This window comes from Streptomyces sp. NPDC060002, from assembly GCF_042737245.1.
Lineage (GTDB): Bacteria > Actinomycetota > Actinomycetes > Streptomycetales > Streptomycetaceae > Streptomyces.
Genome location: NZ_JBHWUW010000072.1, coordinates 25,825 through 37,931, shown reverse-complemented (window position 1 = coordinate 37,931; position 12,107 = coordinate 25,825). Strand labels below are relative to the sequence as shown.

The 12,107-nt window shown below is 68.1% G+C and carries 10 protein-coding genes and 1 pseudogene; 6 read left to right on the top strand and 5 right to left on the bottom strand.

What is annotated here, in order from left to right:
- Positions 1 to 700: 700 nt before the first annotated feature.
- Complete coding sequence (locus ACFWBD_RS37280; RefSeq protein ID WP_385677218.1) at positions 701 to 1,093, bottom strand: hypothetical protein; 393 nt, start codon at positions 1,091 to 1,093, stop codon at positions 701 to 703.
- A gap of 14 nt (positions 1,094 to 1,107) precedes the next feature.
- Positions 1,108 to 2,085, bottom strand: coding sequence for an FHA domain-containing protein (locus ACFWBD_RS37275; protein WP_385677215.1), 978 nt, complete (start codon positions 2,083 to 2,085; stop codon positions 1,108 to 1,110).
- Between the two features lie 434 nt (positions 2,086 to 2,519).
- On the opposite strand from ACFWBD_RS37275, the gene ACFWBD_RS37270 reads away from it, so the two are divergent.
- The 4 genes and pseudogenes from ACFWBD_RS37270 (at position 2,520) to ACFWBD_RS37255 (ending at position 7,149) form a co-directional block, all read left to right on the top strand.
- Complete coding sequence (locus ACFWBD_RS37270) at positions 2,520 to 2,996, top strand: hypothetical protein (RefSeq protein ID WP_385677212.1); 477 nt, start codon at positions 2,520 to 2,522, stop codon at positions 2,994 to 2,996.
- A 166-nt stretch (positions 2,997 to 3,162) separates the two neighbouring features.
- A pseudogene (locus ACFWBD_RS37265) lies at positions 3,163 to 3,913 on the top strand (transposase family protein).
- 381 nt (positions 3,914 to 4,294) lie between these two features.
- Positions 4,295 to 5,329, top strand: a complete 1,035-nt coding sequence (locus tag ACFWBD_RS37260) for a S1 family peptidase (RefSeq protein ID WP_385677209.1) — start codon at positions 4,295 to 4,297, stop codon at positions 5,327 to 5,329.
- Positions 5,330 to 5,517: 188 nt separating this feature from the next.
- Positions 5,518 to 7,149 carry a glycosyltransferase family 39 protein gene (locus ACFWBD_RS37255; RefSeq protein WP_385677206.1) on the top strand — a complete coding sequence of 544 codons (1,632 nt, stop codon included), beginning with the start codon at positions 5,518 to 5,520 and terminating at the stop codon, positions 7,147 to 7,149.
- 625 nt (positions 7,150 to 7,774) lie between these two features.
- On the opposite strand, the gene ACFWBD_RS37250 is transcribed toward ACFWBD_RS37255, so the two are convergent.
- Both ACFWBD_RS37250 and ACFWBD_RS37245 read right to left on the bottom strand, forming a co-directional pair.
- Positions 7,775 to 7,999, bottom strand: a complete 225-nt coding sequence (locus ACFWBD_RS37250; protein ID WP_385677202.1) for a hypothetical protein — start codon at positions 7,997 to 7,999, stop codon at positions 7,775 to 7,777.
- Between the two features lie 371 nt (positions 8,000 to 8,370).
- Positions 8,371 to 9,174: an MBL fold metallo-hydrolase gene (locus ACFWBD_RS37245; RefSeq protein WP_385677199.1), complete on the bottom strand. Its 804-nt coding sequence runs from the start codon at positions 9,172 to 9,174 to the stop codon at positions 8,371 to 8,373.
- A gap of 411 nt (positions 9,175 to 9,585) precedes the next feature.
- On the opposite strand from ACFWBD_RS37245, the gene ACFWBD_RS37240 reads away from it, so the two are divergent.
- The gene (locus ACFWBD_RS37240; protein WP_385677227.1) at positions 9,586 to 9,939 is read left to right on the top strand and encodes a hypothetical protein; all 354 of its coding nucleotides are present in this window, start codon (positions 9,586 to 9,588) and stop codon (positions 9,937 to 9,939) included.
- Positions 9,940 to 10,124: 185 nt separating this feature from the next.
- Here ACFWBD_RS37240 and ACFWBD_RS37235 read toward each other — a convergent pair whose 3' ends face one another.
- Positions 10,125 to 10,982, bottom strand: coding sequence for an SDR family NAD(P)-dependent oxidoreductase (locus tag ACFWBD_RS37235; RefSeq protein ID WP_385677196.1), 858 nt, complete (start codon positions 10,980 to 10,982; stop codon positions 10,125 to 10,127).
- 171 nt (positions 10,983 to 11,153) lie between these two features.
- Here ACFWBD_RS37235 and ACFWBD_RS37230 point away from each other — a divergent pair, with 171 nt between their 5' ends.
- Positions 11,154 to 12,008 (top strand): helix-turn-helix transcriptional regulator, encoded by an 855-nt coding sequence (locus ACFWBD_RS37230; RefSeq protein WP_385677193.1) that lies wholly within the window; start codon positions 11,154 to 11,156, stop codon positions 12,006 to 12,008.
- Positions 12,009 to 12,107 lie beyond the last annotated feature (99 nt).

The following is a 12,107-nucleotide window of genomic DNA, read 5'->3' as shown; positions in this document are numbered from 1 at the left end:
AACTCGCCACCCGCTACAAGGCCGGAGTCCACCTGGCCGCACTCATCCTCTGGCTCCGCGAACCCACCCAAGATCCTTTGTCAGACAGTGCCTAGTACTCCGGTCGCAGTTCGCTATCACTGCTGGTCAGAGCCGTGTTTCTGAGCGTACTCGGCTGACGTCACGTCAGGTTGTGGAAGTTCGTGACCTCGGATGCGACGGTGGTAGTGGCAGCGTCTGGCGATGGCCTGGTGGTGCCTGCGCCAGCGCGACCAGTTCAGTGCGTGGCTGGTGCGCCGCAGGTGTGTCACCGGGGGACGGCCAGATACCTGTGGGTGATGTGACGTCAGTTCAGCTCGCCCCGCACAGGCCAATCGCCCGACATGCCGGGCGGGAAGGCGGCGCAGGCCGCCTCGGCCACCCGAATGCGCGGACCGCCCTGGCCGAACTCACGGCCGCGGCCGCGAACGAGTGCGGCCTGGACGGCGAGCAGGGCATCGCCCGGCAGGGCCAGCACTGCCGGGCGAACGGACCGGGCCCGGACCATACCCTGGCGACCATGTACAGACGACTGAATCGGTGAGCCACCAGCGGCCTCATCCACAAACTCGGCCCCGGCCTCTACACCGCAACACCATGGTCTCCAGCGCCACTTGCGTGACCTACGAAAACGCTGACTACCCGGCCTTGGGTCAAGGCCCTCTCCGTCCGCCTCCTCCCATCAGCCTGCGATCGCCCGCAAGATCGGCTGGCCGAGTGCGCCGAGCCAGCCCGCGAGCGCTCCGAGCGGCCCGATCAGCCCGGTGCTGGCCGCGGCCAGCGCACCCGCCGAGGACAGCAGCCGGGTGATCCGGCCGAGCCGGCCCGCCACTGCCTCCCGGTCCGGCTCCGACCGGGCGACCTCCTCGTCCAACGAGTCCATCTCGGCCCGAACCTCGGGCTCGATTGCTGGCGGCAGCGCCGTCCGCTCGATCGACGCCCTCAGTTCCCGGACCAGGCCGCGCACCTCCTGTCCGCCCGCCGTGAAGCAGGCCGACTGGCCACCGTGAACGGTCTGGTTCCCGGCGACGTTGTTGACCACGCCACCCTGCTGGTTGCCGATGTTGAAGGCCATGGCTCCCCATCTCCTCACCGCTGCCGCCAGGACGTCCGCCGCTCGGCATCCTCGAAGCGGCGGCGCCGGGACGCCGTCACGATGTGCAGAACGATCCCGATGACCGTCAGAACCGTCCCGATAGCCGCCATCGCGAACCCGACCGCCCCTACCGGCACGCCGGCCACCTTCGGTCCGAGCAGCTCCGGGGAGGAGTCGAAGTTCGAACTCCCCGACGAAATATCGTCGGTCCTGGCAATGAATCGAATGATCACCCAGCCGTAGATCCCGCCCCCGACCAGAAAGAGCAGGAAGCCGAGCATGATCAGGTGTCGCGCCCTGGTACGGGTCGCGGCGATCTCCTTGAAAAAGCTCTCGCGCTGCGTCTGCTGAACGTAGTTGTACTGGTCCCCGGCGACGTTGCTCAGCCGGTCGGCCTGCTGCTCCCCGATGTCGAACCGCCGCTCGCCGCCGGGCGGCGTACGGCCGGCCTCGCGCGGTGCCGGGCGGCCGGGCGGGCCGGAGGGTGGCGGGCGGCCCGGCGGGCCGGAGGGTGGCGGCCCTGCGGCGGGAGCGCCGTGAGGCGTGGGCCCGGGCTCATAGGCGGGGCCCCAGCCCGGCATGGTGTCCGAGGTACCAGCCGGGGTGCCGCCGGCTCCGGGCTTCGGGGCCTGAACGGTCCGGTCGGCGGGGCGCAGCTCTTCGTAATGCACCTCTAAGGGCCCAAAATCCAGCACGTCGCCCGAGTGCAGCACCTGCTGCCCGAGCACCGGGTGACCGTTCAGCATGGTGCCGTTGGTGGAGGCTAGATCCTCGATGGTGGTCCGGCCCGAGGCCCGCCACACCACCGCGTGCCGTCGGCTGACGCCCGGATCGCCCACCTGGATCTGGCAGTCGGAGTCCCGCCCGACCAGCATCGGCTGGTCGTCGAGGACGAAGATCCGGCCGCGCAGCCGGTCCGGGCGGTCGACCACGAGTTGCGGTAGGTCGCGCTCTCGCAGAGGCGGGTCCATGACACGACCTCCTGCCTTGGCGAAGCATCCGGCGTCGGGCGAAACGATTCGGTCGCCTCTTCTGGTGATCCTCACCTTCCAGTAAAGGCCGATCGGCCCCGTCCTGCCACAGCACCCCGGACGGCCGGAACTCGGCAGCGCGTTCGGCCGCCGTCTCCTCGGTCCGCAGCCCTCCGATCCCGACGGGCTGGGTCTCCGCGACCCCACCGAGCTCCTCCCGGAGCCCGTCGACGTGTCTACGCGACATACCCCTGCTGCGGCCGCCCGGACAGGCCGATCTGCTCCAGGTTCTGTGGTGCCCCTACGACCACGTTCCGTATTGGAAGCCGTCGACCGCACCGTTCTGGCGGTCCGCCGCGGAGGTCGTCGACATCCTCGCCACACCGCCCGAGCCGTACGAGGTGAACTATGAGGGCTATGTATTGGAACCGTGCATGCTGGCACCGGAAGCGATCACCGAGTACCCCGACGGCCTCGATCTGAGCCCGCAGATGCTGCTGATGGTGGAGGACTGGAGCAGATGGCAGGCAGCCGGCGCCGACGTGGACAGCTCCTACGCGGACTTTTTGCGGGACTTCTACGACATCCATCTGGCAGACGCGCCCGGATGGAAGGTCTGCGGCCGGCCTCCATGGGGCCGCACCGACCCCAACCCCCGATACTGCACTGTCTGTGATGTGCAGATGGTCCCGCTGCTGACCATCGCCTCGGGCGAATGGGACGGCGGTGAGGGACACAGCTGGGCACCTTACGAAGAACAGGCCGCCGCCTACGCCGCCAACACCGCCGGTCATTGCTGTGGCCAGGACCCCTCGCAGCCGACCAAGGTCGAAGTCGGCAGCGCCGACAACATGCAGATCTACGTCTGCCCGACCTCTCCCGAGCATCCGCACACCGACCTGATCCAATGAGCTGTCGAGCCTGTCACACACCCTCCGCAGTCGGTGGCAGAAGTGCCGCCGCGTCAGGGCGTGTGACAAGCCGTTTGCCTCACGGCGGAGGAACCCGCAACGCACGAGGCTCCTGTGCCGTTGGGGGAGGCGTTCGAAGTCTCAACCCATCGGCACAGGAGCCTCGTTGGTACCCCATCCTGCCGCACTCGACCTGCCGCACGCGCTGGTTGAGTGGGTCACCATGCTCATCGTCACCCGTGAGGGTGACCGCCGCTGCAGGCTCCCACCACACCAGCGCGCGCTGGTCGCCTTGGTGTACCTGCGCAAGCACGACACCCTCGCGCAGATCGCCGCCGGCTTCGGCATCTCGGTGGGCACCGCCCACGCCTACACCCTCACCGTGGTCGACCTGCTCGCGGTGCCGGCACCTGGCCTGCTCAAAGTCCTGCGTGAAACCGACCCGGACTTCGTCCTGCTCGACGGCACCCTCGCCGCATGCGACCGCCTAGGCGACGGCCGGGCCGACTACTCCGCCAAGCACCGCCGCCACGGCGTGAACGTCCAGGTGGTCACCGATCCGACCGGACGCCTGCTGTGGATCTCAGCCGCCCTGCCGGGCCGGACCCATGACCTGACCGCGGCCCACACCCACCGGATCATCCGGTTCTGCGAACGCCAAGGCGTCCCGATCCTTGCCGACCGCGCCTACATCGGCGCCGGACCGTGGGTCACCACACCAGTCAGACGCCCACCCGGTCGCGACCTGTCGCCAACCCAGCACACCGTCAACCACGCGCTCTCGGCAGTACGGGCACCGGTCGAACGGGGGCGTGGCCCGCCTGAAGTCCTGGCGGATCTTCCACCACGCACGCTGTAGCCCGAATCGAATGTCGTCAATCGCCGCTGCCGTCCTCACCCTGGAGCGGCAACGCTGAAATAGCTCATTGATCACGAAGTCACACAGGCCCTAGATCAGAAATGAAAGAGTGGCGCGCTGAGGTGCTCGATTGACGTTCTTCATAAGCGGCAGCACCCGTTCATGGATGTCCCCGTGCTCGATCGTGCGGCAAGGTTCCTGCCGGCGGTGCGCAGATCACCATGCGTAGAGTGGCTGCCCGCTGGGGTGTTTCGCCGTACGCGACCACGACGTCGTTGCCGTAGGCGTCGTCCCCGCCGACGCGAGGGTGTGCCGGCTGCGATTGAACGAGGCGAGTACACCCCCGGTGTCCTCCCCGCCGACGTGGGGGTGTTCCGACCGTCCAGCGCACCCTCTCCGTGGCGGCGTCGAGAGACCGCATCTGAGAGCATCACGAAGGATGTCCTTTCCGTTGGTGCGTTTGACGATCTGCGGGGTCAGGGAGACTCTGAATAGAGAGATGGGTCCCGGTAAAGCGGGAACAGCATCGACACCGCGCCCTTTGGGCAGCGTGCCGGCTCGCTATGTCTTGGTTGGAGAGCGTCGCGGGATGCGTATCAGCTTCCCCAGCAGCCAGACGAATATCTCGGGTGACGAACGGCATCCCCAAGACGCCTGCCTCAGCCGAAATTGGGTGAAGACTGTGCCTCTCCCTCGCCGCATCAGCAGAATGCTTCTCACGATGGCGCTCGCCGCGTGCGCCCTGGGTCTCAACCCAACCAGTAGTAAAGCGATCGATACGGGTTTTGACGCTTATCAGGCATTCCCCTTTATTGCCGAGATCCATTACACACCCACCGGGGGGGTCTGCACCGGCACTCTCATCCATCCGCTATGGGTGCTCACGGCCGCGCATTGCGCGACGGGCACCCCGCCGAAGACTCTTGATGTTCGCGTGGGCAACAGTGATCGGGGAACCGGTGGGGTGGACAGAGGTGTAGTCGAGGTCCGTACGAACCCCGGCTACACAGGGGGGCACAACGATGTGGCACTCCTCAAGCTCGACCTGCCCGTGTACCAACAGACGCTTCCCCTGGGCAGCCCAGCAGAGAGCTGGGCGTGGGATGGATCCCACGGCGCGGGCTACGAGGTGGGGTGGGGTTCTGATACGGCTGGCAACTTCCCCAACCGGCTGCAGTGGGCATACGCCGTTATCAAGCCGACGATGAACGACAGCCTGGGCATCCCAATGATCCCGGTTACCGCTGGACGTCTGGGCGGCAGCCCGTGCCCGGGCGACAGTGGCAGTCCGCTTATCGTGGTGGCTGGCGGTAAATACATCCAGGCAGGTGTCTTGAAGGCAGCCGCCTGTGGCACTGGCGGGAATTACAGCGTGGTTGGGCAGGGCCCAAACCGAGATTGGATACGGAATCAGATTCCAGATCTGGACAGGCCGCACATAGGACTCCCCTTCACTCCGCGACCCCGAAGGTAAAGTACGTCAAAAATGGCACTCGCGCCGAGTTCCTGACCTCGGGTGCAACCCGAGGTCAGGGCCCTTTGTCGGTATCTTTTTTGTGCACCCGTTAATCGATCCATACCCATTGTCCCTACCGCTAGAGCACCGGACATCTGTAGCCACAAATTGACCGTCAGAATTCGGTGATTTAGGCGGCGAATCCGATGTTGGTGACGTACTCGTACTGGCCCGCCGCCGCAGTACTGACCTTCGCCGCGGTGGCCCAGCAGCTGCTGCTGTTCCTGGGGCTGGGCGGTCTGCTGCCCGGCAGCTGGCAGCCCTGGCCGTTCCTGCTGGGCGCGGCCCCCGCGTGGTGGCTCGCGCGCCCCCTGTGGTGGCGGGCGGACCTTCCTCGGCCGCTGGTTGTGGCGATACGTATCCTGCGTCGGATACCGGGCGCGGCGTACCTCGTGGCCGTGCTGGCGCTGGCGGCCGGAATCTGGGACGCACTCCAGCATCACGAGCCGTATCTGGGACACGAGGAGGCCGTGTACGCCAACAAGGCCCGTTCCTGGGCCGACGGCGCCCCGGACGCCGGCTGGGGCCCTTATCGCCCCGTCGGCCTCCCGGCGCTGGGGCGGCTGGCACTCCGCGTCCACGACGACGTGGGCAGCCTGCGCGTGGTGGCCCTGCTGCTCACGCTCTTCACGCTCACCACGACTTATGTGGTCGCGGCCCGCTGGACCACGCCCCGCCGCGCTGTCGTGGTCGTCCTCCTCCTGCTCTCCGGGCTCGGATTCCTGCGCCGGCTACCGGAGTTCCTGAACGACATCGGCACCACCGGCCTGCTGCTGATGGTCGTCTTCCTGCTCACCCGCGCCCAGGAAATGCGGCACTCCCGCGCCCTGCCCCTCGCGGCCATCGTGGCGGTGGGCGCCTTCTACCTGCGCTACGGAAGTGTGGGAAACCTCCTGGCGATATCCCTGGCCGCGCTGTTCGCCTACGGTCCGCGCGCCTGGCTCGCCCAGGGCCGCCGCCTCGCCGCGGCACTGGCCATCTTCGGCCTCGGCCTGCTGCCGCACTTCGTTCAGGCCACGCAGGTCACCGGATCCCCGCTGGGCCTGATCCTGTGGGCCGGTTCCCAGGCCAACCGCGCATACGTGGGTGACGGCCTTGTCTACTACGTCGCGATCTTCCCCTACCGCCTGGCCGGAGACCTGGGAGCGGTGGTGATGACCGGCGGGCTGCTCCTCGCGGTACGCGCCCTGCGCGGCAAAGACTGCGGCTCTGGGCTGGCCGCGCGCCACGTCTTCCTGGGATCGGCGTCCGTCGCAGTCTTCGTCGTGCTCGGTCTGGCCACGGACGGCGAACCGCGGTTCGTCTACCTCCCGGTCATCCTGCTCACCGTCCTCGGGGTCGAGGCCCTGGCGCAATTGACCGGGCGCCGGAACAGGAACAGGGGCCTGCTTGCCGCCGTCGCCGGGCTGGCCGGCGTGACCATCGCCGGGACGACCCAGGCGGTGGCCCACTCAGCGATGCCCGGCCCCGACCGCCTCGGCCGATCCACCGTCCCGGTCGCCCAGCGGCTCGCGTCGAACGAGCCCTGCCTGCTGGTGACCGGATACGAACCAGAGACGGGCTGGTACTCCGGCTGCAACGCGGTCACCTACGCCCAGTACCGCCGGATGACCCCGTCTTCGGAAGACCAAGTGACCCTGATCCTCTTCGAACACGGCCGCCTGCAACCGGATCCCACCACGCTGTCCCACCTCATCGGCGACCGCGGCACCACCGTGCGCACGATCCCCACAGACGGCACGCTCGGCACTGCAACGGCCATCACACTGACGCACTGACCAGGCTGAGAAACTGCTGCACGCGACCCGGCTGCGTGTCCAGTTCGGCTGTCGGTCCTGGCAGGCTCCGCTCACCGGCGCGGCGTACGGCGCCGAGGCGGGGCTGGAGGTGAGCTTGCCCAGGAGCGCCCCAGTGCCCTGCGTCATCAAAGACCGGGAGTGGTCACCATAATCCGCCCACTCCGCTCCCGCCCCACCCTCCGCAGGGGCGGTGGACAGCCGCGCTGCTGCCTTCAACTGGAAGCGCCGTGCGCAGGAACTGCATCAACCCCGTCCAGCGTTCCAGCCGTCACCGACAACCGGCCCCGGACCGCGGCGCGCTCGCCCCGCTGGCCCTCGGCTAGCCATAGCGAGAGGCTCTGCGGGCCGATAGGCCCCGGCCGTGTTCAAGCACGTCGCCAACCTGTGCACAGCACGCCGCCCGGCGGGACTGCGGGCGTAGTGATCTCACGGGTGCCGATCCAGCGTCAGCTCTTCGGCTGACCCTGGTCGCACGTACGACACGCCCTCGCCGGGCGCCCGCGGGAGAACGCACACTCCCGGATCTTGACCACGATCGTCCGACCCGCCGCTGGTTGGGCCATCGCTGCCACCTCACAACGCGCACCGCAGCCGCGCTGTCCCTCTAGCCGGTCAGGCGGCATGTCTGCCAGCTGCGGCCCTCGCGGATCAATGCCCCGCGCTCCTCGAGGTTGGCCAGATGATAGGCCACCGACGCCGGGCTTCGCGGCCCGATCTCCCGCCCCAGCTGCCGCACGGACAGTGCTTCGCCGCGGTCCTGGATGGAGTGGCGGATCGCGCGCAGGATCTCCTCCTCACGCGCCGTCAGGTGCTCGGACCGCCGGTTCACTGCTGCCGCTCCAGCGCGCTGTCCTGCCCTTTGGGTTGGGGAGGTGCCCAAGACCACGGTCGGGTGGTGTTGATGAGTTTGGGAGGCATGGCGGCTCTTGCCAGGGCAGCATCGGATGCTCTTGGTGGAAGGTACTGGTCATGCGGCAGATGTCGGAGGTCAAGCTGTAAACGGCGATCCGGCGTGACCATCACGGCTTGTCGATGCGGAAGCTTGAGCGCCAGCACGGAGTGACTTGGCGGACGGTCCGGAAGGCGTTGGACTCGTTGGACTCGTCCTGGCTGGAGCCCGCAAGCAGCTGCCACCACGATGCGGCACTAGACGGCCGAGCGGCTGCGCGTGCTCGCGGAATGACCGGCCCGCCGGGTGGGTCAGCGGGCGATGAACGGCTCGGTCAGGTGCGGGGTCGCGAGGTAGAAGGCGCCGGCGGCCGGGCCGTGGAGCACCTGTTGCCTTGAGACCCTTGCCTGCTCAGGGTCCATCTCGTGGGCGTAGGCGACTTCGGGGTGGAGCAGCTGGATCGCGTGCACGAGCAGGTCACCGGTGACGGCGACCAGTTCGCGGCCGGACGCGACGAGCACGCTCTGGTGGCCGGGTGTGTGACCGGGCGTGGCGAACACGCGCTCGCCGCTGCGCAGCGCGGTGTCGCCGTCGAGCAGCCGTAGCTGATTGGTCCTGCGGAGCGGGTCGATCACAGTGGACCGCAGCTGCGGGTTGACCTCTTCGATCGCGTCAAGTTCGGCCTGCTGCAACACGTATTCGGCGTTCGAGAAGAACGGCCGCGCCTGCTCGCCGCCGACGACGGCCCAGCCCACGTGGTCGGTGTGGAGGTGCGTGAGCACCACGGTGTCTACGTCGGATGGTTCGATGCCCGCGGCGGCCAGCGAAGCCGGGAGCGCCCCGGGCACGGGCGCCCAGGAGGCCGCCGGGCTGTCGGCCGGGCCGATGCCCGCATCGACCAGAGTCACACCCTGATCGCTGCGGATCGCGAACGCGCGGAACTGGAGTTGCCAGCGCCCGTCGGTGTCGAGCGCGCCGGGATCGAGCTGGTCGGCCGCCGCCCACTGCTCGGTGGTGGCATCGGGGAACGCCTCCGACCTGGGGGAGAAGAAGGGGCCCGCGCCGTCGGCCAGCGCGATAACGGTGTAAGGGCCGACCTGAATGGAAGGGGGCATCCCACAGATAGTGCCACCGGCGGGCGGCCCGCGACCAGGCGGGTTGCCCCGGAGTTCGCTCCAGGTCGTGGGTGCCTCGCAGAACTGGCAGACCTCGGCCCTCTTGCATGGCTCGGGCGTCGGGCGCTTCCGTCTCATTGACACGCGCGTACTTCTTTCAGGACCACAAGCCTGCATCCCCGCAGACAGTGCCGTCACTTCTCATCGACATTCAGGCGACGAGAGACCACCAAGCGCCTCGCAACCTCACCCCCTCTGCCAGTGGTGCATGGCACCCGTCCTGGAAGGCTGGGGGCCGACCGCCCGATTCACCCGCACCCGCGCCTGACCGGTCAGCACGCCCGGCGTCACATGCCGGACCGTCCCGGAGTACACCCGAACGCCACGGCCGTCCGGTGGAAGAGATCTCCGGTGACGTGGCACCTCCCCCAGCCCATACCGACCGCCCCGACCGCCGACCCCGCCCTGCCGCCAGGCTGGGCCGCGGAGCCGAAGTGGGACGGCTACCGCGCCCAGATCGCCCGCTACGCAGACGGCCGCGTCCTGCTGCGCTCCCGCCACGGCACCGCCGCCGGTGGCGGCCAGGAACTCGGCGCCGAGGATGATACCCAGGCCGGGCACGCATTCGAACAGATGCGGGCTCTCGGTGCCGAGGTCGTCGAGATCGGCACCGGAGGAGACCAGTTCCACGCACCGGCCCGAGCGCTCTACGAGGCGCTCGGGTGCACAGCCCCGCCACTCCCGGTCTACTTCCGCCAACTCTGACACCTCCCGGACGGGCACCCGAGGGCGCCTGTCCGAGTTCGGCAGTCAGCAGCAAACTCACTTGGGTGCAGCTCCTTTGGAGGAGGATCACACCTCGCATGTGAACTCGCGGCTCGGTGCCGGTGAGGCCGAACCTTGAGAGGAACTACACCCGGAGTCGCACCGGGGAAACGTGCCTGGTTTTTTCAGAGGCCAGTTCCGGTGAGAGTGGCGGTTGCCTGCCAGAGCCTCTTGGCGACGGCCGGGTCCAGGCCGGCCCGGCTGGGCTTGCGGATCAGTGGGTAGCCCGTGAAACTGAACAACCCGTCCGGACCGACGTAGGCGTTGCCGGGGACGTCCTGCGTGGCTGCGTACATGAGTGGCAGCGCTCCGTGTTCGACGTCCTGGACCAGGAACGGGAGCCGGTTGACGAATCCCAGCGGCGAGTGCGTGACCAGTCCGGTCCGCGCGACGCCAGGGTGAGCGATGACCGAGCGGACACGGCTGCCCGAGGCGGTCAAACGGCGCTGCAATTCCAGCGAGAACAGCACAACGGCGAGCTTGGACGACTCGTAGACGGCCAGCCCGTTGTACCTGCGGGTGCGCCAATCGAGGTCGTCGAGGTCCAGCCTGCCGAATCGGTGCAGTTGGCTGGAGACCGTCACCACGCGGTCGGTCAGCCGGGGAAGCAGCAGGTTGGTGAGCACGAACGGCCCGAAATAGTTCGTCGCGGTCTGTACGTCCAGGCCCTGCGCGGTCCGCGCCGCCGGGATGTCCATCACCCCGGCGTTGTTGATCAGAACATCGATGTCGCCGGTATACGACGTCGCAAACGCACGTACTGAGTCCAGGTCGGCGACATCGAGTCGCCGGACATCGAAATCTCCATGCATACCGGTCACTGCCTGGCGCGCCTTGTCGACGTTGCGCACGGCCAGCACCACGTGGGCGCCGACCCGTGCGAGTTCGCGAGCGGTCACCAGCCCGATCCCCCCGCCGGCACCGGTGATCACCACCGTCACGCCGGCCATGCTCGGCAGCCGGTCCGCGGTCCATTTGGCCATAGTGAAATCCTTCAGAGGCTCTTTTACCTGATTCCTGACGCCGTCCAGTGAACGGGGCCCGTGCCGGCGGATGAAGGACCTGCCCAACCACTGAATCGCAGGGCGTGGCTACCCGTGTCGACCTGCCGGACAATGAGGCGGAGGTATACGACATGCGAAGCGGGGAGCCCGATGGTGGACACGGCATTGGATGGCGAGGGTCTGGCCGATTTCCTGCGCGGCCGCCGGGAGTCCCTGCAACCTGAGGACGTCGGGTTGCGCCGCGGCGCACGACGGCGTACGACCGGGCTGCGCCGGGAGGAGGTCGCCGAGCTGTGCGACATGTCGGCCGACTATCTGGCCCGGCTGGAACGCGGTAGTGGTTCCCAGCCGTCGCAGCAGATGGCGGCGGCCATCGCCCGGGGACTGCGCCTGACCCCCGACGAACGTGACCACCTGTTCCTGCTGTGCGGGTACCGCCTCCAGACACGGCGACTACGCGAAGCGCACGTCAGTCCCGGCCTGCTGCGCGTCATGGACCGGCTTCAGGACACACCCGCGCAGATCGTGGGCACGGTCGGTGAAACGCTGCAACAGACGCCGCCCGCCGTGGCGCTGCTCGGCGACGAGACGCGTCACACCGGCCCGGCGCGCAGCACCCTCTACCGGTGGTTCACCGACCCCACCGCCCGCCATCGGTACCTGCCCGACGACCACCACCTGCACAGCCGCGTCTACGTCGCCATCCTGCGCGCCAGTGCCACCGCGCAGGGGCCCGGGTCGCCGGCCGCCTCGCTCGTGGCCGGCCTGCAACACAACGAGGAATTCGCTGAGCTGTGGAACCGCCACGAAGTGGGACTGCGGTGGAGCAACGCCAAACGCTTCGTCCACCCCGAGGTCGGACGCATCGACCTGTACTGCCAGACACTGCTCGACCCCGACCAAGGGCAGTCCCTGCTCATCTTCACCGCCACACCTGGCACGGAGAGCTACGACAAGCTTGCCCTGCTGACCGTGCTCGGCGCCGACACGTTCGCAGGATCCTGACGCACTAGCGGCATTCTCGGAGCCGAGCGCCTTTGGGTGTAGTTCCTCTCAGGGTTCGACCTCACCGGCACCGAGAGTTCACATGCGAGGTGTGATCCT

Coding starts and splice junctions, on each gene's coding strand:
- ACFWBD_RS37280 (WP_385677218.1), bottom strand. CDS start 1,093: ATGGCCTTCAACATCGGCAACCAGCAGGGTGGCGTGGTCAACAACGTC.
- ACFWBD_RS37260 (WP_385677209.1), top strand. CDS start 4,295: ATGTCCTTTCCGTTGGTGCGTTTGACGATCTGCGGGGTCAGGGAGACT.
- ACFWBD_RS37270 (WP_385677212.1), top strand. CDS start 2,520: ATGCTGGCACCGGAAGCGATCACCGAGTACCCCGACGGCCTCGATCTG.
- ACFWBD_RS37245 (WP_385677199.1), bottom strand. CDS start 9,174: ATGCCCCCTTCCATTCAGGTCGGCCCTTACACCGTTATCGCGCTGGCC.
- ACFWBD_RS37230 (WP_385677193.1), top strand. CDS start 11,154: ATGGTGGACACGGCATTGGATGGCGAGGGTCTGGCCGATTTCCTGCGC.
- ACFWBD_RS37275 (WP_385677215.1), bottom strand. CDS start 2,085: ATGGACCCGCCTCTGCGAGAGCGCGACCTACCGCAACTCGTGGTCGAC.
- ACFWBD_RS37235 (WP_385677196.1), bottom strand. CDS start 10,982: ATGGCCAAATGGACCGCGGACCGGCTGCCGAGCATGGCCGGCGTGACG.
- ACFWBD_RS37255 (WP_385677206.1), top strand. CDS start 5,518: ATGTTGGTGACGTACTCGTACTGGCCCGCCGCCGCAGTACTGACCTTC.